The organism is Falsiroseomonas tokyonensis (genome assembly GCF_019024325.1).
In the GTDB taxonomy this organism is placed as follows: Bacteria; Pseudomonadota; Alphaproteobacteria; order Acetobacterales; family Acetobacteraceae; genus Falsiroseomonas; species Falsiroseomonas tokyonensis.
Genome location: NZ_JAFNJS010000001.1, coordinates 1034566 through 1058791, shown reverse-complemented (window position 1 = coordinate 1058791; position 24226 = coordinate 1034566). Strand labels below are relative to the sequence as shown.

Annotated in this window: 25 protein-coding genes; 15 read left to right on the top strand and 10 right to left on the bottom strand. The window is 70.3% G+C overall.

Features of this window, described 5'->3' with window-relative positions; genetic code table 11:
* The first annotated feature begins 3 nt into the window (after positions 1-3).
* From ccmD to ccmI, 6 genes are all read left to right on the top strand, one after another.
* Positions 4-150 (top strand): heme exporter protein CcmD, encoded by a 147-nt coding sequence (ccmD, locus tag J3S20_RS04780; protein WP_216835075.1) that lies wholly within the window; start codon positions 4-6, stop codon positions 148-150.
* Complete coding sequence (gene ccmE, locus J3S20_RS04775; protein WP_216835072.1) at positions 147-662, top strand: cytochrome c maturation protein CcmE; 516 nt, start codon at positions 147-149, stop codon at positions 660-662. The genes ccmD and ccmE overlap by 4 nt, the downstream gene beginning before the upstream one ends.
* The gene (locus tag J3S20_RS04770; protein WP_216835070.1) at positions 659-2641 is read left to right on the top strand and encodes a heme lyase CcmF/NrfE family subunit; all 1983 of its coding nucleotides are present in this window, start codon (positions 659-661) and stop codon (positions 2639-2641) included. Before ccmE ends, J3S20_RS04770 begins: the two co-directional genes overlap by 4 nt.
* Entirely contained in the window at positions 2638-3201 is a 564-nt protein-coding gene (locus J3S20_RS04765) for a DsbE family thiol:disulfide interchange protein (RefSeq protein WP_216835068.1), read from the top strand. Before J3S20_RS04770 ends, J3S20_RS04765 begins: the two co-directional genes overlap by 4 nt.
* Before the next feature lie 124 nt (positions 3202-3325).
* Positions 3326-3796 (top strand): cytochrome c-type biogenesis protein, encoded by a 471-nt coding sequence (locus J3S20_RS04760; RefSeq protein WP_343215175.1) that lies wholly within the window; start codon positions 3326-3328, stop codon positions 3794-3796.
* Positions 3793-4590: a c-type cytochrome biogenesis protein CcmI gene (ccmI, locus tag J3S20_RS04755; protein WP_216835064.1), complete on the top strand. Its 798-nt coding sequence runs from the start codon at positions 3793-3795 to the stop codon at positions 4588-4590. The genes J3S20_RS04760 and ccmI overlap by 4 nt, the downstream gene beginning before the upstream one ends.
* Positions 4591-4649: 59 nt before the next feature.
* On the opposite strand, the gene J3S20_RS04750 is transcribed toward ccmI, so the two are convergent.
* The 3 genes from J3S20_RS04750 to J3S20_RS04740 all read right to left on the bottom strand — a co-directional run bounded on the left by J3S20_RS04750 (position 4650) and on the right by J3S20_RS04740 (position 7498).
* Entirely contained in the window at positions 4650-5027 is a 378-nt protein-coding gene (locus J3S20_RS04750; protein ID WP_216835062.1) for a hypothetical protein, read from the bottom strand.
* A gap of 104 nt (positions 5028-5131) precedes the next feature.
* Positions 5132-6541 carry an adenosylhomocysteinase gene (gene ahcY / locus J3S20_RS04745; RefSeq protein WP_216835060.1) on the bottom strand — a complete coding sequence of 470 codons (1410 nt, stop codon included), beginning with the start codon at positions 6539-6541 and terminating at the stop codon, positions 5132-5134.
* Positions 6542-6676: 135 nt separating this feature from the next.
* Positions 6677-7498 (bottom strand): NADPH-dependent oxidoreductase, encoded by an 822-nt coding sequence (locus J3S20_RS04740; protein ID WP_216835058.1) that lies wholly within the window; start codon positions 7496-7498, stop codon positions 6677-6679.
* Positions 7499-7649: 151 nt separating this feature from the next.
* Between J3S20_RS04740 and purH the strand changes: the two genes are divergently transcribed.
* The 8 genes from purH to J3S20_RS04700 all read left to right on the top strand — a co-directional run bounded on the left by purH (position 7650) and on the right by J3S20_RS04700 (position 15137).
* Positions 7650-9224 (top strand): bifunctional phosphoribosylaminoimidazolecarboxamide formyltransferase/IMP cyclohydrolase, encoded by a 1575-nt coding sequence (purH, locus tag J3S20_RS04735; RefSeq protein WP_216835057.1) that lies wholly within the window; start codon positions 7650-7652, stop codon positions 9222-9224.
* Between the two features lies 1 nt (position 9225).
* Positions 9226-9834, top strand: a complete 609-nt coding sequence (locus J3S20_RS04730) for a carbonic anhydrase (RefSeq protein ID WP_216835056.1) — start codon at positions 9226-9228, stop codon at positions 9832-9834.
* A gap of 126 nt (positions 9835-9960) precedes the next feature.
* Complete coding sequence (locus J3S20_RS04725; RefSeq protein WP_216835055.1) at positions 9961-10926, top strand: DNA recombination protein RmuC; 966 nt, start codon at positions 9961-9963, stop codon at positions 10924-10926.
* A 241-nt stretch (positions 10927-11167) separates the two neighbouring features.
* Positions 11168-12418, top strand: a complete 1251-nt coding sequence (locus J3S20_RS04720; RefSeq protein ID WP_216835054.1) for a NupC/NupG family nucleoside CNT transporter — start codon at positions 11168-11170, stop codon at positions 12416-12418.
* On the top strand, positions 12415-12807 hold the full coding sequence (locus J3S20_RS04715; RefSeq protein WP_216835052.1) for a RidA family protein: 393 nt from the start codon (positions 12415-12417) through the stop codon (positions 12805-12807). Before J3S20_RS04720 ends, J3S20_RS04715 begins: the two co-directional genes overlap by 4 nt.
* The gene (locus J3S20_RS04710) at positions 12800-14140 is read left to right on the top strand and encodes an aspartate aminotransferase family protein (RefSeq protein ID WP_216835049.1); all 1341 of its coding nucleotides are present in this window, start codon (positions 12800-12802) and stop codon (positions 14138-14140) included. The genes J3S20_RS04715 and J3S20_RS04710 overlap by 8 nt, the downstream gene beginning before the upstream one ends.
* Positions 14141-14230: 90 nt before the next feature.
* The gene (locus J3S20_RS04705; protein WP_216835048.1) at positions 14231-14425 is read left to right on the top strand and encodes a CsbD family protein; all 195 of its coding nucleotides are present in this window, start codon (positions 14231-14233) and stop codon (positions 14423-14425) included.
* A 112-nt stretch (positions 14426-14537) separates the two neighbouring features.
* The gene (locus J3S20_RS04700) at positions 14538-15137 is read left to right on the top strand and encodes a hypothetical protein (protein WP_216835046.1); all 600 of its coding nucleotides are present in this window, start codon (positions 14538-14540) and stop codon (positions 15135-15137) included.
* A 73-nt stretch (positions 15138-15210) separates the two neighbouring features.
* On the opposite strand, the gene rpsO is transcribed toward J3S20_RS04700, so the two are convergent.
* The 7 genes from rpsO to rimP form a co-directional block, all read right to left on the bottom strand.
* Positions 15211-15483, bottom strand: a complete 273-nt coding sequence (rpsO, locus tag J3S20_RS04695; protein ID WP_343215174.1) for a 30S ribosomal protein S15 — start codon at positions 15481-15483, stop codon at positions 15211-15213.
* Between the two features lie 90 nt (positions 15484-15573).
* Positions 15574-16560: a tRNA pseudouridine(55) synthase TruB gene (gene truB, locus J3S20_RS04690; RefSeq protein WP_343215153.1), complete on the bottom strand. Its 987-nt coding sequence runs from the start codon at positions 16558-16560 to the stop codon at positions 15574-15576.
* Positions 16557-17063, bottom strand: a complete 507-nt coding sequence (gene rbfA / locus J3S20_RS04685; protein WP_216835042.1) for a 30S ribosome-binding factor RbfA — start codon at positions 17061-17063, stop codon at positions 16557-16559. The genes truB and rbfA overlap by 4 nt, the downstream gene beginning before the upstream one ends.
* Positions 17064-17134: 71 nt before the next feature.
* The gene (gene infB, locus J3S20_RS04680) at positions 17135-20074 is read right to left on the bottom strand and encodes a translation initiation factor IF-2 (protein ID WP_216835040.1); all 2940 of its coding nucleotides are present in this window, start codon (positions 20072-20074) and stop codon (positions 17135-17137) included.
* 184 nt (positions 20075-20258) lie between these two features.
* Positions 20259-20918, bottom strand: coding sequence for an RNA-binding protein (locus J3S20_RS04675; protein WP_343215152.1), 660 nt, complete (start codon positions 20916-20918; stop codon positions 20259-20261).
* 52 nt (positions 20919-20970) lie between these two features.
* A complete protein-coding gene (nusA, locus tag J3S20_RS04670) occupies positions 20971-22644 on the bottom strand; it encodes a transcription termination factor NusA (RefSeq protein ID WP_216835446.1) in 1674 nt (557 codons plus the stop codon).
* A 10-nt stretch (positions 22645-22654) separates the two neighbouring features.
* Positions 22655-23293: a ribosome maturation factor RimP gene (rimP, locus tag J3S20_RS04665; RefSeq protein ID WP_216835035.1), complete on the bottom strand. Its 639-nt coding sequence runs from the start codon at positions 23291-23293 to the stop codon at positions 22655-22657.
* A gap of 317 nt (positions 23294-23610) precedes the next feature.
* Between rimP and J3S20_RS04660 the strand changes: the two genes are divergently transcribed.
* Positions 23611-24222, top strand: a complete 612-nt coding sequence (locus J3S20_RS04660; RefSeq protein WP_216835033.1) for a PEP-CTERM sorting domain-containing protein — start codon at positions 23611-23613, stop codon at positions 24220-24222.
* The last annotated feature ends 4 nt before the right edge of the window (positions 24223-24226 follow it).

The window sequence follows — 24226 nt, the reverse complement described above, 5'->3', positions numbered from 1 at the left end:
TCCATGACAAGCCATTGGATCCACATCACGATATCCTGGGCCGGCACGCTGCTGGTCTTCGCCAGCCTAGCCATCGCGGCCGTGCTGCGGCAGCGCCAGGCGCAGGCGAAACTGAAGCGCCTCGACCCAAGGGGTGAGAGGGAGACATGACCCGCAAGCGCCGGCGACTCTGGATCCTGCTGCTCTGTGCCATCGGGGTCGGCAGCGCCACCGCCCTGACCCTGACCGCCTTCCAGGACAATATCGTCTTCTTCCGCTCCCCTTCCGACATCATGGCCGAGCGCCCGGCGCCGGAGCGGTCCTTCCGCCTGGGCGGGCTGGTGGAGGCCGGCAGCGTGCAGCGGGAGGAAGCCGCCGCCGGCGCCCGCCCCACCGTGCGCTTCCGCGTGACGGATGGCGCGCATGCCATCCCTGTCACCTATCAGGGCGTGCTGCCGGACCTGTTCCGCGAGGGCCAGGGCGTGGTCACCGCCGGCCGCTTCGGGCTGGACGGCATGTTCCGCGCCACCGAGGTCCTGGCCCGGCATGACGAAACCTATATGCCGCCGGAGGTTGCCGATGCGCTGAAGCGCGCCGGCCATTGGCAGCCGGAACAGGGCACGCCGCCGCCGGCCGCCACCTGGAACACGCTTCAGCCGGCACGGACGGGCAGCGGATCATGATCGCGGAACTTGGCCATTACGCCCTGGCGCTGGGCCTGATCCTGGCGCTGGCCCAGGCGATCCTGCCGCTGCTGGGGGCGGAGATGCGCAACGGCCGGATGATGGCCACCGGCGCACCGCTGGCGCTGGGCCAGTGCCTGGCCATCGCCACGGCCTTCGGCTGCCTGATGTATTCCTATGCGATCAACGACACGACGGTGGTGAACGTCGTGCAGAACAGCCATTCGGCCAAGCCGATGCTGTACAAGATTACCGGCACCTGGGGGAATCACGAGGGGTCCTTGGTCCTCTGGATCATGATCCTGGCCATGTGCGGCGCGGCGGTTTCCGCCTTTGGCCGCGAATTGCCGACGGCGCTGCGGGCGCGGGTGCTGGGCGTGCTGGGCCTGATTTCCGTGGGCTTCCTCGCCTTCACCATCCGGACCTCGAACCCCTTCGAGCGCGTCTGGCCGCCGGCGCCGGATGGGCAGGGGCTGAACCCGATCCTGCAGGATATCGGGCTGGCGATGCATCCGCCGCTGCTCTACCTCGGCTATGTCGGCTATGCGGTGACCTTCGCCTTCGCCATCGCCGCCCTGATCGAGGGCCGGGTCGATGCCGCCTGGGGCCGCTGGGTGCGGCCCTGGTCGCTGGCTGCCTGGTCCTTCCTGACGCTCGGCATCGCACTCGGCTCCTGGTGGGCCTATTACGAGCTCGGCTGGGGCGGCTACTGGTTCTGGGACCCGGTCGAGAATGCCTCCCTGCTGCCCTGGCTGATCGGCACCGCCCTGCTGCATTCCGCCATCGTGGTGGAGAAGCGGGAGGCGCTGAAGACCTGGACCATCCTGCTGGCGATCATCGCCTTCGGCATGTCCCTGCTCGGCACATTCCTGGTGCGGTCCGGCGTGCTGAATTCCGTGCACTCCTTCGCCAATGACCCGGAGCGCGGCCTTTTTATCCTGGGCCTGCTGATGTTCTACCTCGCCGGCGCCTTCCTGCTGTTCGCGGTGCGGGCGCGGGCGATGATCCCGACCGGCATCTTCAGCCCCGTCTCGCGCGAGGGCGCGATCGTGCTGAACAACCTGCTGGTCTGCTCGATCACGGCGGTGGTCTTCGTCGGCACGCTCTGGCCGCTGTTCGCGGATGCGCTGTTCGGCACCAAGGTCTCGGTGGGACCGCCCTTCTTCAATTCGGCCAGCTTCCCGCTGGTGGTGCCGCTGCTGCTGGCCATGGCGGCGGGGCCGCTGATGCCCTGGAAGCGGGCGCAGCTGTCCTCCGTCGTGATGAAGCTGTGGTGGGTCGCCGTCATCGGTTTCGGCGCCTTCTTCGTGGCGCTGCTGGCCTCCGGCCAGAAGGTGCTGCCGGCGGTGGGCTTCGCCTTCGCGGCCTGGGTGATCGGCGCCGCCTTTGCCGATATCGCCGACCGCACCGCGCTGTTCCGCACCAATCTCGGCAATGCGTGGAACCGGGCAAAAGGCCTGCCGCGCGCGGCCTGGGGGGCGGCCATCGCCCATGCCGGCATCGGCATCACCGCCGCCGGCATCGCCGGCATGGGCCTGGCGCAGGAACGCCTGGTCTCGCTGGCCGCCGGCGAATCCACCACGCTGGCCGGCTATGAATGGCGCCTGGACAGCGTGCGCGACGAGGTCGGGCCGAACTGGACCGCCCGCCGCGCGCACATCACCCTGCTGCGGGATGGGCGGGAGCTGCGCGTGATGCAGCCTGCCCGCCGCTTCTTCCCCCTGGCCCGCCAGAACACCACCGAGGTCGCCATCCACACCAACTTGATGGCCGACCTCTATGCCGTGATCGGGGAGGAAGACGCCGCCACCGGCCGCGCCGTGATCCGCCTGCACTACAACCTGCTGGCGCCCTGGATCTGGCTCGGCGCGGCGGTGATGGCGCTGGGCGGCGGGCTCTCGCTGGCCGATCGCCGGGTGCGCGTCTCCGCCCCCAATCGCGCCGCCATCCGCGCGGCGGCGGGGGCGGCGCGCGCATGACGCCCACCAGCCGCCGCCTGCTGCTGGCCGCGCCCTTCGCCATCGCCGCGGCGGGTGGCGTGGGTTTCTATACGGCGCTGCAGCGCCAGCGCAGCGGCGCCTACAATCCGCGCGGCGTGCCCTCCGCCCTGATCGGCCAGCCGCCGCCGGCCTTCGATCTGCCGGCGCTGCCGGATGCGGGCGTCGAGAGCTTCGGTTCCGCCGATCTGCGCGGCCTGGGCCGGCCGGTGCTGGTGAATTTCTGGGCCAGCTGGTGCGTGCCCTGCATCATCGAGCATCCGCAGCTGATGAAGCTGTCGCGGGAAGGCGTGCCGGTGTTCGGCATCGCCTACAAGGACCGCGCGCCCGACAGCCTCCAGTTCATCCGCCGCCACGGCAACCCCTTTGCTCGCCTGGCGCAGGACGTACCTGGCCGCGTCGCCATCGACTGGGGCGTCTATGGCGTGCCGGAGAGTTATCTGCTGGACGCGCAGGGGATCATCCGCTGGCGCTATGCCGGGCCGATCACCGACGAAGTGCTCGAACAGGATCTGCGCATTCTGCTCCGTCGCCATGGTTGATTGCCCTCAGACGGCGGGCGGCGGCTCCGCCGCCTTGCCTTCGCGCCCTGCACGGACCTTCCCAGCCGCACGGACCGTCTGGGCGCGGCGCGCACTCGCGCGCTCGGCCCGCTACGCGGGCCGCATAGCGCTTCTCCTGGTCCTGCTGCTGCCCCTGCCGGCGGCCGCGGTGACCAGCCCCGCCGACATGCTGCCCGATACGGCGCAGGAGGAACGCGCCCGCGCGCTGGGCCGCGAGATTCGCTGCATGGTCTGCCAGAACCAGTCGATCGAGGACAGCGAGGTGGGCCTGGCCCGCGACCTGCGCCTGCTGGTGCGCGAACGCATCACCGCCGGCGACAGTGACGCCCAGGTGAAGGACTTCCTGCATGCCCGCTACGGCGATTTCGTGCTGCTGCGGCCGCCCTTCGCCTGGAACACGCTGATCCTCTGGGCGACGCCGCTGGTGGCGCTGCTGGTGGGCTTCGGCCTGATCCTGCTCGCCCGCCGCGGCACCGCCAGCGTGCCGCCCCCCGCGCCACTGAGCGCGGAGGAACAGCGCCGCCTCGCGGACATCGAGGCCGCCATCCAAGGCAAGGACGGAAACAGGGCGTGATCTGGCTTTTGCTTGGCGGCCTCACGGTCCTGGCCCTGGCGCCGCTCGCCTGGGCGCTGATCCGCCCCTCCCGCCTGCGCGGGCGGGCGGAGGCGGACCTCGCTTTGTATCAGGCGCAGCTGGCGGAGCTGGACCGGGAGGCGGAGGCTGGGCGCCTCGATGCCGCGCAGCACCAGGCGGCGCGGCTGGAGGTGCAGCGCCGCATCCTCTCCGCGCCCGGGGACGCCTCGGATATCGGCACGCCCGGGCGCACCTCGGCGGTGCTGGCCGCGCTGGTCTTCCTGCTGCCCGCCGCGGCGCTGGGCCTCTATCTGGTGCGCGGCACGCCGGACATGCCCGCGGTGCCCTTCGCCGAGCGCCAGCGCATGGCGGAGGCCGAGGACCGGATGCTGGAGATGCTGCGATCGCGCGTCGCCGCGCTCGATCCCGCCAGCGAGATGGGCCGCCAGGGCCAGATCCTGCTCGGCAATGCCGAACGCTCCCGCGGCCGGCTGGCGGAGGCCGCGGCAGCCTATCGCAAGGCCTTGGAGGCCCGCTTCGACGGCGAACTGGCCGGGGACCTGGCGGAGCTGGAGATCGAGCGCGGCGAGACCGAGGCCGCCGCCGCCCTCATCGCCCGCGCGCTGGGCTCCTCGCCGCAGGAGCCGCGGCTACGCTTCCTGTCAGGCCTGGCGGAGGCCCGCGCCGGCCGCGCGGAGAATGCCCGTCGCATCTGGCAATCCCTGCTGGCCGATGCGCCGGCCGAGGCGCCCTGGCGCGGCGTGGTGCAGGGGCAGCTGCAGACGCTGCCCTGAAGCATTTTCAAGCCTTGCGGCTTCGCAAGGCGGCTTGGAAAATGCGCTGGAATAAGCCCTCAGTGGCCGGCGCGCATCGCGGGAGCCGGGGCGCCACGGCCACCCAGGCGGCGGATGCCGCCGCTGGCCAGCAGCAGCAGCAGCCCGGCGCCGATCAGCGCACCGCTCCAGATCAGCGTGGCATTCAGGCTTTCCCCGGCCAGGCGCGGCCCATGGCCGCTGAACACGCCGAGCACCAGCGCCACCAGCAGGCCGAAAACACCGAGGGTCAGGGCCACCAGCGCCGCGCCATCGGCCAGCGTGCCGATCAGCGCCGCGGGGCGGGACCGGGTGGTCGCGGCATTCTCCTGCAGGAAGCGGCCCAGCAGGAACAGGAACAAGGCGGCGATGACAACCCAGACCCACATGACGGCAACCTCGTTCAGGAAGTGCCGCATTTGCGTCCAGCGCAGGGGATGATGCAAGGGGATTTGGACGGAGCGGGTGGGCGGCGTCGGCGCCCACCCAACCCTCCCCCGCAGGCGGGGGAGGGCTTGCGGCCTCAGTAGCGGTACTGCTCGGCCTTGAAGGGACCCTGCTCCGGCACGCCGATATAGTCGGCCTGCTGCTTGGTGATCTTGGTCAGCTTGGCGCCGACCTTCTCCAGGTGCAGCGCGGCCACCTTCTCGTCCAGGTGCTTCGGCAGCACATAGACCTTCTTCTCGTACTTGCCCGGATTCGCCCAGAGCTCGATCTGCGCCAGCGTCTGGTTGGTGAAGGACGCGGACATGACGAAGGAGGGGTGGCCCGTGGCGTTGCCGAGGTTCACCAGGCGGCCCTCGGAGAGCAGGATGATGCGCTTGCCGGTCGGGAACTCGATCTCGTCGACCTGCGGCTTCACATTGTCCCACTTGTAGTTGCGCAGCGCCGCGACCTGGATCTCGCTGTCGAAGTGGCCGATGTTGCAGACGATGGCGCGGTGCTTCATGGCGCGCATGTGGTCGGCGGTGATGACGTCCACATTGCCCGTGGCGGTGACGAAGATATCGGCCACCGGCGCGGCATCCTCCATGGTCACCACCTGGTAGCCCTCCATCGCCGCCTGCAGCGCGCAGATCGGATCGACTTCGGAGACCATCACGCGGCAGCCGGCATTGCGCAGCGAGGCAGCGGAGCCCTTGCCCACATCGCCGAAGCCCGCGACCATCGCGACCTTGCCGGCCATCATCACGTCGGTGCCGCGGCGGATGGCGTCCACCAGCGACTCGCGGCAGCCATAGAGGTTGTCGAACTTCGACTTGGTGACGCTGTCATTCACGTTGATCGCCGGGAACAGCAGCTTGCCTTCCTTGGCCATCACGTACAGGCGGTGCACACCCGTGGTGGTCTCCTCAGAGACGCCGACGATGGACTTCGCCAGCTGCGCGAACCAGCCCGGCTTCGTCTTCACCAGCTTCTTGATGAGGGCGTAGAAGACTTCCTCTTCCTCATTGGTCGGCTTCTCGAGGAAGGCGGTGTCGCCCTGCTCGGCGCGCAGGCCGTAATGCACCAGCAGCGTCATGTCGCCGCCGTCGTCCAGCAGCACGTTCGGCGTGCCGCCATCGCCCCATTCCAGGGTCTTCTGCACATAGTCCCAGTATTCCGGCAGCGTCTCACCCTTGACGGCGAAGACCGGCGTGCCGGCGGCGGCGATGGCGGCCGCGGCATGGTCCTGGGTGGAGAAGATGTTGCAGGAGGACCAGCGCACATCGGCGCCGAGATGCTTCAGCGTCTCGATCAGCACGGCGGTCTGGATGGTCATGTGCAGGCAGCCGGCGATGCGGGCGCCCTTCAGCGGCTGCGCGGCGCCGTATTCGGCGCGCACCGCCATCAGGCCGGGCATCTCGTCCTCGGCCATGTTGATCTCCTTGCGGCCCCAGGCGGCGAGGGAGAGGTCCTTGACGATGAAGTCCTGGCCGGCGGCGTCGGGCATGGAAGATCCTTTGGGTCGCGTCTGACTTGGCAGGCGGCGCGTAGCATGCGCGGCGCCCTGGGCCAAGTCTTTCCCGCCACTCATAAGGATATCTTTATATATTGGCCACACCTGCTCGTTTCGGAGGCGGCCAAATTACTTCAGTGGGAAACCCAGCGCCGTCAGCGCATCCCGCATCCGGTCCCGCCCCGAAAGCCCGGCCGCGGTGCCGACGCGGCTCATCATGCGCTGCGTCCAGTCCTGCTGGCCCATGCCCTGCGCCACCGAAAAATCGCCCAGCGCCTGGTCGTAGCCGGCGATCGCGCCCTGTTCCTCCGCCACCCGATACTGCTCCCGGTGCAGCACCAGGCATTGCGGCAGGCGGGGCTTCACCGCGCCCTGCACCGCCGGGTGCCCCACCGCCATGCCGAAGCAGGCAAAGGCGTTCGGCGGCAGGCCAAGCTCGGCCGAGACCTTTTCGGGATGCTGGCGAAGCTGCCCCACATAGACGGTGCCGAGGCCCAGCGATTCCGCCGCCACCAGCGCGTTCTGCGCGGCGAGTGCCGCATCCACCAGCGCCACCATGAAGGATTCCAGGTAGTCCAGCCCCTCCATCTTGCGCTGATGCGCCTCCCCCAGCCGGATCAGGCGGGAATTGTCGGCGATCCAGCAGAGGAACAGCGGCGCCTGGCGGATGAAGCCCTGCCGGCCCGAGAGATCGGCCAGCCGGTTACGCCGCGCCTCATCCTCCACCGCCACCACGGACCAGGCCTGCAGATTCGACGAAGTGGGTGCGGACTGTGCCGCCGCCACCAGCGTCTCCAGCGTGCCCGGCGCCAGCTTTTCGTCGGTGAAGCTGCGGATGGAGCGGTGGCCCAGCAGCGTCTCCAGCACCGGGTTGGTCGCCTCCAGCGCCTGGTCCGGGCCGGCGCCGGCGCCGTAGCGGGCGCGGACGGTGTCGATCGGGGCCTGGTCCATGCGGCGTCTCCTGCGGGGTGATGAAGGGCGCGTAACCCGTGGCCGCGGCCCGGGCAATATCGCGCCGCAGGGCAGCCGCGCACGGGGATCGGTTGATGCTGCACTGCGGCGGGTCCATACCGCGCCCCATATGCAACCAGGTCCCCCTCCCATGTCCGACAAGACCCCGGTGCGACGCGCCCTGCTCTCGGTCTCCGACAAAACCGGAATCGTCGAATTCGCCCGCGTCCTGGCCGCCCAGGGGGCCGAGATCCTCTCCACCGGCGGCACCGCCCAGGCGCTGCGCATCGCCGGGATTCCGGTAAAGGACGTGGCGGAGCATTCCGGCTTCCCCGAGATCCTGGACGGCCGCGTGAAGACCCTGGTGCCGCAGGTGCATGGCGGGCTGCTCGGCCGGCGCGACCTGCCCGAGCACCTGGCGCAGATGGAACAGCACGCCATCGCGCCGATCGACCTGGTGGCGGTGAACCTCTACCCCTTCGAGGCCACGATCGCCCGAGCGGCGCCCTTCGAGGACTGCATCGAGAATATCGACATCGGCGGCCCGGCCATGATCCGCTCCGCCGCCAAGAATTTCGCCTCGGTTGTCGTCATCACCGAGCCCGGCCAGCTGGCGGAGGTGCAGGCCGAGCTCGCCGATGGCGGCACCAGCCTCGCCTTGCGTCGGCGCCTGGCCCAGGCCGCCTATGCCCGCACCGCCGCCTATGACGCCGCCATCAGCACCTGGTTCGCCGGGGAGAATGGCGAGGAATTTCCCCAGCGCCTGGCGGTCGCCGGCCTGCTGCGGCAGACGCTGCGCTACGGCGAGAACCCGCACCAGCGCGCCGGCTTCTACACCGATGGCAGCCTTCGCCCGGGCCTGGCGACCGCCGCGCAGATCCAGGGCAAGGAACTGTCCTACAACAACCTGAACGACACCGACGCCGCCTTCGAATGCGTCGCGGAATTCGACAAGCCCGCCATCGTCATCGTCAAGCACGCCAATCCCTGTGGGGTGGCGGAAGCCGAGAGCCTGGGCGCGGCCTGGGATGCGGCGCTGCGCTGCGACCCGGTCTCCGCCTTCGGCGGCATCGTGGCGGCCAACCGGGTGCTGGACGCCGAGGCCGCGGAGCGTATCACCGCCATCTTCACCGAGGTGGTGGTCGCCCCCGATGCGGATGCCGCCGCGCGGGCCATCTTCGCCCGCAAGAAGAACCTTCGGCTGCTGCTGACCGGGTCCCTGCCCGATCCGGCGGCGCCGGGGCGCACCTTCAAGTCGGTTGCCGGCGGCTTCCTGGCGCAGTCGCGCGATGCCGGGCGGGTGACGCTGGGCGATCTCAAGGTGGTGACCCAGCGCGCGCCGACGCAGCAGGAGCTGGAAGACCTGCTCTTCGCCTTCCGCGTCTGCAAGCATGTGAAGTCCAATGCCATCGTCTATGCCAAGGCCCTTGCCACCGTCGGCATCGGCGCCGGGCAGATGAACCGCGTGGAATCCTCCCGCATTGCCGCCTGGAAGTCGGAGGCCGCGGCCAAGGCGGCCGGCCTCGACCGGCCATTGGCAGAGGGCTCTGTCGTCGCCTCCGACGCCTTTTTCCCCTTCGCGGACGGGCTGGAAACGGCGGCGGCCGCCGGCGCCACGGCGGTGATCCAGCCGGGCGGGTCGATGCGCGATGCGGAGGTGATCGCGGCCGCCGACAAGGCTGGCCTCGCCATGGTCTTCACCGGCATGCGGCACTTCCGCCACTAGCATGCAAAGGCTCCTCGACGGGTACCGCCGCTTCCGCGCCGAGACCTGGCCCCAGGAACGCGCGCGGTTCGAGGAGCTGGCGGCGCGCGGCCAGCGCCCGCACACCATGGTCATCGCCTGCTCCGACAGCCGCGTGGACCCCGCCGTGATCTTCGGCGCGGGCCCGGGCGAGCTGTTCGTCGTGCGCAATGTGGCGAACCTGGTGCCGCCCTACGCGCCCGACAGCGATTTTCACGGCACCAGCGCGGCGCTCGAATTCGGCGTGCGCGTGCTGCGGGTCTCCGAGCTGGTGGTGATGGGCCACGCCATGTGCGGCGGCATCACCGCCCTGCTGCACGGCGCCCCGCCGGAGGCACGGGATTTCGTGCCGGTCTGGATGGGCATTGCCGCGGAAGCGCGCCGCCGCGTGCTGGAATGCCTGCCGGTGGAAGCGGCGCAGGAGGCCTGCGAGCTGGAGGCGGTGCGCATCTCGCTGGCCAATCTGATGACCTTCCCCTGGCTGGCGGAGGCGGTGGCGGAAGGCCGGCTGGCCCTGCGCGGCGCGCATTTCGGCGTGGCCACGGGGCGGCTGATGGTGATGGGCGCGGACGGGGCCTTCGCGGCGGCATAGCCATCGGCCGCGGCGGGATGCCAAGCTTCCGGCCCCGCTTCCCGATTCGCGAAAGGTCCTTCCCTGCCTGACTGGCTGCCGCTTGCGCTCATCGGGGGCGCCCTGGGCCTCGCCGCGCTGCTGCTGATGCTCGCCCTGCGCGGCCGGCGGGGGGAGGATCTGGCGCGGCTGGGCGCGATGATGGAGGCGCTGGCCGCCGCCCAGGACCGCCTCGCCCGCCTCTCCGAGGAGCGGATGCGGGAGCAGGAGCGCGCGCTGGGCAGCCGGCTGGATGCCGCCGCCGAGCGCAGCCAGGCGAGCGCGGCCGCCATCCAGCAGCGCCTGTCGGTGATCGACGCCGCGCGCCAGAATATCGAGGCGCTGGGCAGCCAGGTGGGCTCGCTGGCCGCCGTGCTCGGCAACAAGCAGGCCCGCGGCGCGCTGGGGGAGGTGCAGCTGCGCGACCTGGTCTCGGACCGGCTGCCGCCCTCCGGCTTCGCCTGGCAGCACACCCTGTCCAACGGCACGCGCTGCGACTGCCTGATCCGCCTGCCCTTCCCGCCCGGCCCGATCGCGGTGGACAGCAAGTTCCCGCTGGAGGCCTGGGCCGCGCTGCAGGACGCGCCGGACGCCGCCGCGCGCGTAGCCGCGACGCGCCGCTTCACCGCCGATATCCGCAAGCATGTCGCCGATATCTCCCAGAAATATCTGATCCCCGGGGAGACGGCGGAGGGCGCGCTGATGTTCCTGCCCTCCGAGGCCGTGCACGCCACGCTGCATGCCGCGCATCCGGATCTGGTGGCCGAGGCCGCGCGGCGCGGCGTGCATATCGTGGGGCCCTCCAGCCTCTGGGCCGTGCTGAACACCATGCGGGGCCTGCTGCGCGACGCGCGGCTGCAGGATGAGGCGCGGCGCATCCGGCATGAGGTGGAGGCGCTGGCGGAGGACACCGCCCGCCTCGAACGCCGCATCGGCGCCCTGCGCGGCCATTTCGCGAACATGCAGCAGGATGTGCGGGACATCGAGATCACGGCCGAGAAGATCATCCGCCGCAGCGAGGCGATCCGGGCGCTGGATATTCCGGAGGTAACGGTGGCGAGGGCGGCGGAGTGAGGGAGGGCAGCGAGGTCACCAACAACGCCCTCTCCCCCCAACGGGGGGGTCGGACGCATGCGTCCGACGGCGGGGTGGGGGGGCCGTGCAGAAGCGGGGACGAGGTCGATCAAGCGGCACGCCCGGCTCGCGGGGCCGTTCTGCGCGCCGACTCCCCCCTCGCCCACCGTTGGACGCATGCGTCCAACCCCCCCGTTGGGGGGAGAGGGCTTCTTCGGCAGCCTGCAGGGGCGTCCGCCGCATGAGCGCCCTGCAACTCCAATCCGGCCTCGGCCTATTGGCACTGACGGCGCTGGCCTGGGCGCTCGGCGGCTTCCATCGGCGCACGCCCTGGCGCGTGGTGGTGGCGGGGCTGGGGCTGCAGGTGCTGATCGCCGCCGCGCTTCTGCACATCCCGGCGCTGCGCGCCGCCTTCGGCCTGCTCGGCTCCGCCGTGAACGCCCTGGCCAGCGCCACCCGCGCCGGCACCAGCTTCGTCTTCGGCTATCTCGGCGGCGGCCCGCTGCCCTTCACCGAACCCTTCCCTGGCGCCGGCTTCATCCTGTTCTTCCAGGGCCTGCCGCTGGTGCTGGTGGTCGGCGCGCTGGCGGCGGTGCTGTACCACTGGCGCGTCATCCCGGTGATCGTGGAGGCGCTGGCCAAGCTGCTGACGCGCGCCTTCGGCCTCGGCGGCGCCGCCGGCTTCGCCACCGCCGCCAATGTCTTCGTCGGCATGGTGGAGGCGCCGCTGCTGGTGCGCCCCTGGCTGGCGCGGCTTTCCATCAGCGAGATCTTCGTGGTGATGACGGCGGGGCTCGCCACCATCGCCGGCAATATGCTCGTGGTCTATGCGGTGATCATTGCGCCCGTGGTGCCGGATGCGGCGGGCCAGTTGCTGACCGCCAGCCTGGTCTCCGCCCCCGCCGCCGTGCTGGTGGCGCTGCTTATGCGCCCGCGCCTGCCCACGGACGCCGCGCCGGAGGAACAGGCCGCCGCCGCGCCGCGCCTCTATGACAGCACGATGGAGGCGCTGGTGCGCGGCACGCAGGATGGGCTGACCCTGCTGCTCGGCATCATGGCGACGCTGATCGTCTTCGTGGCGCTGGTCGCGCTGGTGAACATGGCGCTGGAGCCGCTGACCGGGCTGACGCTGCAAAACATCTGCGCCGTGCTGTTCTGGCCGCTGGCCTATGCCATGGGCATCCCGGCCGAGAGCGCCGCGACGGTCGCCGCCTCGCTCGGCACCAAGACGGTGGTGAACGAATTCGTCGCCTATCTCGAACTCGCGCAGTCCGGCGGGCTGGGGCTGAGCGAAAGGTCACGGCTGATTCTGACCTATGCGCTCTGCGGCTTCACCAACTTCGCCTCGGTCGGCATCATGCTGGGCGGCATGGTGGCGATGTGTCCGGAACGCCGCGCGGATATCGTGAAGCTCGGCCTGCCGGCGCTGGGGGCGGCGACGATCGCCTGCTGCATGACGGGGGCGGTGGTGGGGATGCTGACCAGTCCATGATCGAATTTCTCGGCCCGCCGCCTGCCGGCTCCCCCCGCCCCTTCAGCGAGGCGACGCGCGCCGGCGGGCTGGTCTTCGTCTCCGGCCATTCCGCGCCGCACGACCCGGCGAAGGGCGTGCATCGCGGCGCAACGCCGGCGGAGGAGGTTCGGAACGCGCTGGCCAAGGTCTCGGCCATTCTCGAATCGGCCGGCAGCAGCCTGGACCGTGTGGTGCAGATGACCATGCTGATCACCGACCCCGCCGACTACGCCGCGCTCAATGCCGAGTATGTAAGACACTTCCCGAACGGCCTGCCGGCGCGCCACACCGCCCGCTTCGGCGTGCCCACGGAAGCCCGCGTCGCCTTCGCCTGCATCGCACTCGCCGGAGAGCCCGCCCATGCGTAGCCACCTGGTCCAGCGCAACCTGCGGCAGGACCCGCCCCTCGCTTTGCGTGGCGAGGGCATCTTCCTCCATGACTCGAACGGCAAGACCATCATCGATGGCTCCGGCGGCGCGGCCGTCGCCTGCCTCGGCCATGGCCATCCCCGCGTGCTGGAGGCGATGCGCGCGCAGCTCGACCGGCTAACCTATGCCCATACCGCCCTCTATTCCTGCGAGAGCGCGGAGGCGCTGGCCGACCTGGTGCTGGAGGGCGAGCCCGGCGGCCTGACGCAGCTTTACCTGTGCTCCTCCGGCTCCGAGGCGATGGAGGCCGCCCTCAAACTTTCCCGCCAGTATTTCTGCGAGATCGGCCAGCCGAACCGCCAGAAATACATCGCGCGGCGGCAGAGCTATCACGGCAATACGCTCGGCGCGCTGGCGGCCGGCGGCAATGCCATGCGGCGCGCGATCTACCAGCCGATCCTGTCGGACGCCTTCACCCATGTTGCGCCCTGCTACGCCTATCGCGACCGCGGCCCCGCCGAATCGGATGCCGACTACGTCGCCCGCCTGGCGGCGGAGCTGGAGGCGGAATTTCAGCGCCTGGGCCCGCAAAACGTCATCGCCTTCATCGCGGAGCCGGTGGTCGGCGCGACCCTCGGCTGCGTCACCGCCCTGCCCGGCTACTTTGCCGCCATGCGCGCCGTCTGCGACCGGCATGGCGCGCTGCTCATCCTGGATGAGGTGATGTGCGGCATGGGCCGCACCGGCACCATGCATGCCTGGGAACAGGAAGGCGTCACCCCCGACATCCAGGTGGTGGCGAAGGGCCTGGGTGGCGGCTACCAGCCGATCGGCGGCATCCTGGCCAATCGCCGTGTGATGGAGGCGCTGCGCGACGGATCCGGCGCCTTCATGCACGGCCATACCTACCAGGCCCATCCCATGGCCGCCGCCGCCGCACTGGCCGTGCAGCGGGTGATCCGGGAGGAGCAGCTGCTGGAGAATGTGCAGGCCATGGGCGCGCTGCTGGAGGCGCGGCTGGTGGAGCGCCTCGGCAACCACCGCCATGTCGGCGAGATCCGCGGCCGCGGCCTGTTCTGGGCCGCCGAATTCGTGGCCGACCGCACCACCAGGGCGCCCTTCGATCCGGCCCTGAAGCTGCACGACCGCATCAAGCAGGCGGCCTATGCGCGTGGCCTGGCGTGCTACCCTATGGGCGGCACCATCGATGGCCGCCAGGGCGACCATGTGCTGCTGGCGCCGCCCTATATCGCCACCGCCGCCGATATCGACGCCATCGTCGACCGCTTCGGCGATGCGGTGGATGCGGCTCTCGCCGAGGTGTCACGGTAACAGTTGGTTTCGGCGCGAACCGGTCCTTGCGATGCGCGTTCTATCCCCGAAGCCCGGCGATCAGGCCGGGCCCCCGATAGGAGAAGCGCTATGGACAAGGATCGCATCAAGGGCGCCCTCAACGAGGCCAAGGGCGAAGTGAAGAAGACGGTCGGCGAGGCCGTCGGCAATGAGCGCCTGGAGGCCGAGGGCCATCTGGACGTCGCCAAGGGCAAGACCCAGAAGGCGGTCGGCGAGACCAAGGACGCCGCGCGCGACATGATCGACGGCAAGAACCGCGTCTGACCTCAACGGTCGGCTGACGTGACCAGCGCCGCGCGTCGGGGAAACCCGGCGTGCGGCGTTGCTGTTTCCGGCGCCTGCCCGCAGTCTCTCCCGGCAAAGGGAGGGACGAGAGATGAGCCAGACGCTGCTGTTTCCGGGCGAGGTCGAATGGTCCGGTGAGAATCCGGGCATTTCACTGAAGACCGACCCCGCCGGCCCCTTCACCACCCTGGCCTCCTTCTTCCGCGTCGTCCTGTCCCCGCATGGAAGGGGCCTGGCCCTGGTGCTGCTACAGGCGCCGCAGGCCGAGGATGAGGGCAATGTCTGCCTTACGGACAATGAACCGCTGGCCCGCTGGCTGGTGGCAAACTACGTCGCGCACTTCGGCGCCTGGCGCGGCCTGGCCGGACTGCGCAGCCTGCGCTACCGGCCGCTCGACAGCGTCGCCACGGGCGGCGATGCCAGCACCGATTACAGCGAGACGGTGACGGCCGGCCCCCTGACGGTGGCGCTGGAATGGAGCGGCCTGGGCAAGCCCTTCTGCTTCGCACTGCCGCCCGCGCAATCCGCCACCGGGCGCCACCACATGCCGACCGTCTTCGTCGGCTGCGAGACGGCCACCGTCACCGTGAACGGCCAGCGCCGCCCCGGCGCGCCCATCCCGCGCGAGATCGCCGGCCAGCGCATCAGCACCGCCATGCTGGCCTTTTCCGAGACCTGGATCCGGGCCTGAAATAGGGGCCTGAAACGCAAATGGGGCGGACCCCGGAAGGTCCGCCCCATTCAGCGCGAAAGCTGCGCTGCGATCAGCGACGCAGGCCGAGGCGGCCGATCAGCGTCTCGTAGCGCGTGCGGTCCTTCTTCTTCAGATAGTCCAGCAGGCCACGGCGCTGGCCAACCAGCACCAGCAGGCCCCGACGGCTGTGGAAGTCCTTCGGGTGGGCCTTCAGGTGCTCCGTCAGCATGGCGACGCGGGCGGAGATCAGGGCGACCTGAACCTCCGGGCTGCCCGTATCGCCCGGCTTCGTGGCGTATTCCTTGATGAGCGCGGCGCGGGCCGCGTTGTCCGTGGCCGCAATGATCTTCACGGTGGGCTTGCCAGCAGGGGCTGAAGCAGGCGCAGCGGCCTGCTCGGTGGTCGTCGACATCGCATATCCTCCAGATCGGGGTTAAGCCACGTCGCCAGGCTGTTGCCCGGGTTCCAGCTGGATCAGCCGCTCGGGCTGCATCCAACCAGACTCCAGCCGGCACAGGCCGAGCAGACGCTCCCCCGCCATCGCGCGCAGCAGGCCCCCTTCGGGATCGGCTTCACGGGGAACGCGCCCCATCAGGTCCACCAGGCTGATCGCCTGGCCCTGGTAGAGGCGGGCGGCCTCCTCTGCGGTAACGGCCAGTGCCGGGATGTCGGCCAGCGCGGTCGTCACCGGAAGCAGGAGGTCCGGGGAAGGGGGAGGCGTATCGCCCGTTCCGAGCAGCGAGTCCAGCGGAATCGCATGTTCCATGCGGAAGGGGCCGACGCGCAGGCGCCGCAGCGCGGTGATATGCCCGACCGAGCCCACCGCCTTCGCCACGTCCCGGGCGAGGGAGCGCATATAGACGCCCTTGCCGGATTCCACATGGAAGATGGCGGTGTCGGCATCCGGCCGGCCGATCAGGTCGAAGCGGTCGACCCTGGCCGGGCGGGCCGCCATTTCAACCACCTGGCCGTCGCGGGCCAGGTCATAGGCGCGCTCGCCGGCGATCTTGATGGCGGAATAGATCGGCGGCACCTGCATGATATCGCCGCGGAAGGCGGGCAGCGCGGCCTCGATCTGGGCATCCGTGGGCCGGACGCCGCTGGTGGCGATGACGGCGCCATCGGCATCGTCGGTGTCCCGCGCCTCGCCGAATTTCAGCGTGAAATGGTAGGTCTTGGTGCCGTCCATCACATAGGGGACGGTCTTGGTCGCGGCCCCGAAGGCCACCGGCAGCAGGCCGGTCGCCAGCGGGTCCAGCGTTCCGCCATGCCCCGCCTTCTGCGCGTCGAAGGCGCGCTTCACCTTGTTCACCACATCGGTGGAGCCGATGCCGGAGGGCTTGTCGACGATCAGCCAGCCATCCAGCTCCCGGCCCTTCGGCTTCTTGGAACGATGGCGGTGGCGGTTGGGCTGGTTCACGGTTCTTCGTCGTCCCTGGTCTTTTCCGCGGTCCCCGCGGGGGGTGATTCCACCGGCTTGGCCAGGTCCTGCTGGACCACCGGCTGCTGCATCACCCTGCTGATATGCATGGCGTAATCGAGCGCGGTGTCCGGCTGAAAATGCAGCTCCGGCGCCGTGCGCAGCCGCACCGCCTTGGCCACCTGGCTGCGCAGGAAGGGCTGGATGCGCTTCAGCCCGCCCAGCTGCGCCGGCGACAGGTCGCGCCCCAGCCCGCTGACGAAGGCCGTCATGTGCTGCAGGTCCGGGGAGGCGCGAACCTCCGTCACCGTCACCTTCAGGTCATAGAGGTCCGGATCCCGGAACTCCTCGCGCGCAAAAATGGCGGACAGGGCATGGCGGATTTCTTCCGCCACGCGCAGCTGGCGCTGGCTCGGCCCCTCCGCGCCGCCCTTGCGCGGGGCAGGCTTGGGGACTCGGCTGTCGCGCCGCGGGGCCTCGGCGTCACGGCTCTTGCGGGCCATCTGGGTCAATTCCTGAAAGAGAAAGGGCGCGGCATCTCTGCCGCGCCCCCCATCCTGCGGCTGGTCTGGCGTCAGAGCGTGCCGGCGACCGTCTCGGTCTCGTAGCACTCGATCTGGTCGCCGACGCGGATGTCGTTGTAGTTGGCGAAGGACATGCCGCACTCGTAGCCGTTGGTCACTTCCTTCACGTCATCCTTGAAGCGGCGCAGCGTGCTGAGCTCGCCCTGGTGGATGACGACGCCGTCGCGCAGCAGGCGCACGCCACAGCCGCGCTTCACCACGCCTTCCGTCACGCGGCAGCCCGCCACGTTGCCGATGCGCTTGACCTCGAAGACCTGCAGGATCTGGGCATAGCCCAGGAACTTCTCCCGCTGCACCGGCGCCAGCTTGCCGCGCACCAGCTCCTCGATGTCGTCCGCCACCTCGTAGATGATGGAGTAGTAGCGGATCTCCACGCCGTCCCGCGTCGCCAGGTCGCGCGCCTGGGTGGTGGCGCGGACATTGAAGGCGACGATGACGGCGTTGGACGCCTTGGCCAGCTGGATGTCGCTTTCGGTGATCTGGCCGACCGCCGAATGCAGCATGCGTACCCGCACCTCGTCATTGCCGAGCTTGCCGAGCGTGACGGCGATGGCTTCCGCCGAGCCCTGCACATCGGCCTTGACGACGACGGCCACTTCCTTCTGCGCGCCCGCCTGGATGCGGGCCAGCATGTCGACCAGGCTGCCCCGGCCGGCGGAGACGGCGGCGACCTGCTTCTCCCGCAGTTTCCGAGTCCGGAACTCCGAGATTTCGCGGGCCTGGGTTTCGTCCTTCACGGCAACAAAATTCTCGCCGGCGGTGGGGACGCCCGACAGGCCCAGGATCTCGACAGGCAGGGAGGGCGCGGCCTCCTTCACCTGGCGGGCCTTGTCGTCGAGCATGGCGCGAACCTTGCCCCATTCGGCACCGGCCACGACGATGTCGCCGGTCTTCAGCGTGCCCTTCTGCACCAGCACGGTGGCCACCGGGCCACGCCCGCGGTCCAGCCGGCTTTCGATGACGGTGCCCTCGGCCGCGCGGTCCGGATTGGCCCGCAGGTCGAGGATTTCCGCCTGCAGCGAGATCGCTTCCAGCAGCTTGTCCAGGTTCAGCTTCTGGGTGGCGGAGACCTCGATCTCCTGCGTCTCGCCGCCCAGGCTTTCCACCACGATCTCGTGCTGCAGCAGTTCCTGCTTCACGCGCTCGGGCCGCACGCCGGCTTTGTCGATCTTGTTGATCGCCACGATGATCGGCACGTTGGCCGCCTTGGCGTGGTTGATCGCCTCGATCGTCTGCGGCATCACGCCGTCATCGGCCGCCACCACCAGCACGACCATGTCGGTCACGCTGGCGCCGCGGGCGCGCATGGCGGTGAAGGCCGCGTGGCCCGGCGTATCGATGAAGGTGACCTTCTGGCCGCCCGGCACGGTCACCTGATAGGCGCCGATATGCTGGGTGATGCCGCCGGCCTCGCGCGCCGCCACATCGGCCTTGCGCAGCGCGTCCAGCAGGCTGGTCTTGCCGTGGTCGACATGGCCCATGATGGTGACCACGGGCGGCCGCGGCAGCATGTCCGTATCGGCGTCGACCTCGCCTTCCAGGCCGATCTCGACATCGCCTTCCGCCACGCGGCGGACGCGGTGGCCGAATTCCTGCACCACCAGCTCGGCGGTATCGGCATCGATCGACTGGGTCAGCGTGGCCATGACGCCCATGCGGAACAGGGCCTTCACCACTTCGCCGCCACGCGCGGCCATGCGGTTCGCCAGTTCCTGCACGGTGATCGCTTCCGGCACCACCACGTCGCGCACCACGCGCTCCGCACCGCTGCGCAGGCGCGCCAGCTCCTGCTGGCGGCGCTCACGCTCACGGGCACGGCGGACGGAGGCGATGGAGCGCGTGCGCTCATCCTCGCCCTCGATCGCCGCGGAGACGTCGATGCGGCCGTCGCGGCGACGATCGCCGCCCGGCACCAGGGACTTCTTGGCCGGCGGCATGACCGCCTTCTTCACGGCGCCAGCCGGGCCGGGCATGCCCGGGCGGCGGACGGCACCGCGCGGCGCCTCCTCATCCTCCGCCATCGGCGCGCGCGCCTTCAGCGTCAGCTTGGCGGCGGGCGTATCGCTGGCCGGGGCGGCGGCAGGCTTGGCGCCGGCCACGGCACCGGGCGCACCGGCGGCCTGGGGCGCGGCGGGGTTGGGCGCCGGGCGCCGGGCGCCGAGCGCCGTCGGCACCGGGCCGGGGCGGCCGGTGCGCAGCGGCGGGGCCAGCGGGCGCGGCGGCACCGGCATGGCCGGGCGGCCGGCCGGACGCGGCGCCGGATCCGCGGCGCGCGCGGCCGGGGCCTCGGCACGGCGGGGCGGCACCGGCGCCTCGGCGCGGGCGGGCTCCGCCTGCTGCGGGGCCTCGGCCTGCACCGGGGCGGGCGCCGGCTCCTCATGCTCCTCCTCCACCGCGGGCGGCGGCGGGGCGCGACGGGCTTCCTCGGCGGCGCGGCGCGCCTCCTCGGCGGCCAGGCGCTCCTCCTCCTCGGCGCGGCGGCGATCTTCCTCGGCGCGGCGCGCGGCTTCCTCGGCGGCGGAGCGGACCTGCAGCGCCTGGCGCTCGCGCTCCTCCCGCTGCCGCTGCGCCTCGGCGCGCCGCTGCTCCTCCAGCACCCGCTGGCGGGTGGCGAGTTCCGATTGTGTCAGCGGGCGGCCCGCCGCGGCGGGCGGCTTGCCTGCCGGGCTGGTCCCCGCCGGGCGCGGCGCGCCGCCAGCCGGGCGAGGCCCGGCCGCGGCCGGCGCGGCCAGGCCGGGCTTGGCCTGGGCCGCCGCGGCCGGGGCCGCGACGCGCTTCTTCAGCACCTCGACCTGCACGACCTTGCTGCGCCCATGGCTGAAGGACTGGCGCACGCTGCCAGCATCCACCGTCTTGCCCAGCTCCAGGCGCCCCCCCGGTCGGAGGGAAAGCCGGCCCTTGGCCGCATCCTGGTCGTTCTGGTCGCTCATCCGCCGATCCGAACCTGATCTTTCGTCCGTCATGTCCAGCCGCGCAGTAAACGCGGCACCCTGTGCTTCCGCGCGAGCGCGGGTGAAGTCGGTACCACACCCCGAAACCGCGGAGCGCAGCGATCATGTCCCACAGCCCAAGGGCCGAAGGACGTTCCCCGGTCGCCGCCGGGGGGCGGTCCGCCTAGGGCGGCGCCGGAGGAACCCCCCGTATCGGCGCGCTGCCCTTGCTGTCGGCTGCGGTGGCGACACCCGCGAGCCGTGCGGCTTCCGCCGCGATCGCCAGCGCCAGTTTCCCTGGCGCCACCGCAACATGCACTGCCCGGTCACGACCGAACAGCGCCCCAAGCTCCGCGCCGGTCAGCGGGGTCACCGCTGGCACCTGCCGGAGCCCGACCAACCGGGCCCGTTCCGCCGCGCTGCCGTCCGAAGCCTGGACCAGCAGCGCCGCACGCCCCGTCTGCAGCCACTCCAGGGCTGCCTGCCACCCGCTCACCGCCTGCCCGGCGCGCCGCGCCAAGCCGACGAGGTCGCGGACCCGCCCATGCAGGCCGGTCTCGATCCGCGCGCGAAGGTCGGGGGGCACGTGCACCGAACCACGCGCGGCCTTCGCAAAGGCCCCACGGGTCGCGGCACGTTCTATCACATCGGCCCGGGCGCTCAACCACATTCCCCGGCCGGGCAGCCTTGCGTTCAGGTCGGGGACCACTTCCCGGTCCGGCGACAGCACGAAGCGCAGCATCGCCTCCTTCGGCAGGCGCTCCCGCGTCACCAGGCATCGGCGCAGCGGACCCGTCTCCGGCTCCTCCGCCGCCTCGGCTTCCTCCCTGGGATCCGCGGGCACGCCCTGCGGCGCGAAGCCCTGCGGATTCTCCAGCGGAAAGGCTGGCCTCAGGTCAGGTCCGGGCTGCGTCGTCTTGTTCCCCATCGGGTTCCCCCGCCGGTTCCGCCTGGGCGTCGCCGGCCTCGGCCTCCTCGACCGCCTCCGCGTCACCCGCTTCCTCGCCCTCGGCGTAGTCGTATTCGCCGTTCTGCGCGGCCATCGCGCCGACCACATCCTCGTCGCCGAACCAGCCGGCGGACTGACGGGCCGCGAGGATCACGGCATTCGCCGTCTCCTCATCCACCGCATCCGTACCGAGGATTTCCACGAGTTCATCACCCGCGAGATCCGCCAGGTCTTCCAGCGACTTCACGCCCTTCTCGCCCAGCGCCACCAGCATGGCGGCGGAGAAGCCGCCAACCTCGGCGACCGCATCCTCCACGCCCAGTTCGCGGCGCTTCTCGTCCAGCTCGCCCTCGCGCTTGTCGAGGAAGGCCTGGGCGCGGCGCTTCAGCTCGGCGGCGACATTCTCGTCGAAGCCCTCGATCTCGGCGAGTTCCTCGTCGTCGACATTGATGATGTCCTCGATCGAACCGAAGCCCTCGGTCACCAGCAGCCCGGCGATGACGTCATCCACGTCGAGGCCCTCGACGAACAGGCCGCTGCGCTTCCGGAAGTCTTCCTGGCGGCGCTCCGATTCCTCGGCCTCCGTCAGGATATCCACATCGTAACGCGTGAGCTGAGATGCAAGACGCACATTCTGGCCGCGGCGGCCGATGGCCAGCGAAAGCTGGTCGTCCGGCACCACCACCTCGACGCGCCGCGCATCGTCGTCGAGCACCACCTTGGTGACCTCGGCCGGCGCCAGCGCATTGACGATGAAGGTCGCCTGGTCGGGCGACCAGGGGATGATGTCGATCTTCTCGCCCTGCAGCTCCTGCACCACCGCCTGCACGCGCGACCCGCGCATGCCGACGCAGGCGCCGACGGGGTCGATGCTGCTGTCGCGCGAGATCACGGCCATCTTGGCGCGGGAGCCCGGATCGCGCGCCACCGCCTTGATCTCGATGATGCCGTCGTAGATTTCCGGCACCTCCTGCGCGAACAGCTTGGCGAGGAAGCCGGGATGCGTGCGTGACAGGAAGATCTGCGGCCCGCGGGGTTCCTCGCGCACGTCATAGATATAGGCGCGCACGCGGTCGCCATTCCGAAAAGCCTCGCGCGGGATGGTCTCGTCGCGGCGCAGCAGGGCCTCGGCCTTGCCGAGCTCGACCATCAGGTTCCCATATTCGGTGCGCTTGACGACGCCGTTGATGATCTCGCCGACGCGGTCCTTGTATTCGTGGTACTGCTTGCTGCGCTCCACCTCCCGCACCCGCTGCACGATCACCTGCTTGGCGGTCTGGGCGGCGATGCGGCCGAAATCGATCGGCGGCAGCGGGTCGATGATGAACTCGCCGGTCTTGATGCCCGGCTTGATCTTCTGGGCGATGCGGAGCGAAAGCTGCGTCGCCTCGTTCTCAACCGGCTCGGCGTCCACCACCTCGGTCCAGCGGGAGAGCTTCACCTCACCGCTCTTGCGGTCGATGACGGCCCGGATGTCCTTCTCATGGCCGTACTTGGCGCGGCCGGCCTTCTGGATGGCCTGCTCCATCGCCTCGAGCACCTCGTCGCGCTCGATCATCTTCTCGCGGGCGACGGCATCCGCCACCAGCAGCAGTTCCGGGCGCGCGATCGCGACATCCATCGCCATGGCGTCAGTTCCTCTTCGGGGTTGAGCGGCGCTTGGGGGCGGGGGGAGCTTCCTCCTCCACCTCCGGCGCTTCAGCGGAATCATCGTCCACGACCGGCGGCTCGAGCGCCGCGCGGCGGGCATCGGCGACGGCGGCCAGCGCCGCGCTGTGTTCGATCAGCGCATCGGTCAGCACCAGCTTGGCGCGGCGGATATTGCCGCGCGGCACCACCACCTCCGTGCCATCCTCCAGCCGGATCCGCGCCTCGGTCGCATCGGCGCCGAGCGCGATGCCGCGCAGCCGGCGGCGATTGTCCTGCGGCACCTGGAGATCCACCGTGGCGAGCTGGCCGGCGTAGCGGTTCCAGTCCTTGGCGCGGGTCAGCGGGCGGTCGATGCCGGCGGAGGAAATCTCCAGCGACCATTCGCTGCGGATCGGATCCTCCACATCCAGCACGGCGCCGACGGCGTGGCTGATGATCTCGCAATCCTCGACGCGGAAGGTCGCCTCGTCGATGCGATCGGCCATGATCTGCACCACCGGCCGTTCCTTGCCGCTGACCTGCACGCGCACAAGCTCGTAGCCCAGCTGGCCGAGGGTCGGCAGGATGGAGGCCGCGATGCGGGCCTCGAGGCCCTCGTGATGGGGTTGGTCGTCGTCCATTGGGTCGGTTCCAGGCCGACGAGGCCGGGGGCCGGGGAGCGGCCAACAAAAAAGGCGGCCCGGTTAGGGGCCACCTCCCGGACACGTCGGAAAGCGATCTCGTGGTCTGAGTATATGTCCGATCCTCGGCCTCCGCAAGGTCTGGCGCATCCGACGCAGCCGTGCGGCCCCAGCCTGTCGGCAGAATTCACAACACGCCGCCATCCGAGCCCAGGTCAATCAGCAAGTTGTTGATTCGCAACGTTGGCACTGCAGTTGCTTGATCCCCGTCTGCGGAGCCTTGGTCTGCGATCCCATCACAGCATGTGGAGACGGAGATGACGAAGCGTAGCGGTCAAGGTCTAGGCGTGCTGGCAGTGGCGCTCGGCGCGGCCCTGTTGATGACGAAGCCCGCGGCGGCGGGCCTGGTTGCGTGCCCGCCCCTCTACATCTCGGATTTTGGTGCCCAGGTCGAGAACCTGGCCGGCACGCAATCCGCAGCCAGCGCCTGCCAGTATCTGACGCCGGCCGACGCCGGCAATGTGGCGGAGATCGCCAACGTCAACGCGGCGGGCTTCTTCGGCTTCGCCGACTGGCAGGATAACGGCCAGACGGTGCTGACGGATTCGGCCAGCACCGGGCAGTTCGGCAGCTGGTCCGTCAGCAATGTCGATTTCGCGATGTTCGACTACATCCTGGTCTTCAAGGACGGGCCGGGCACGAACCTGACCGCCTTCCTGCTGAACGAGCTGTTCGCCGAGGGGGTCTGGACCACCCCCTTCTTCAACCCGCCCTTCGAGCTGCCCCCCGGCAAATTCTCGGAGGATGTCGCGCATCTGACGGTCGCGAGGCGCGTCGTGGCGGTGCCCGAACCGGCTTCGCTCGCTCTGGTCGGGACCGGCATGATGGGCCTGGGCCTGCTGCTGCGCCGGCGCCGCCGAAGCGGCTGATGCG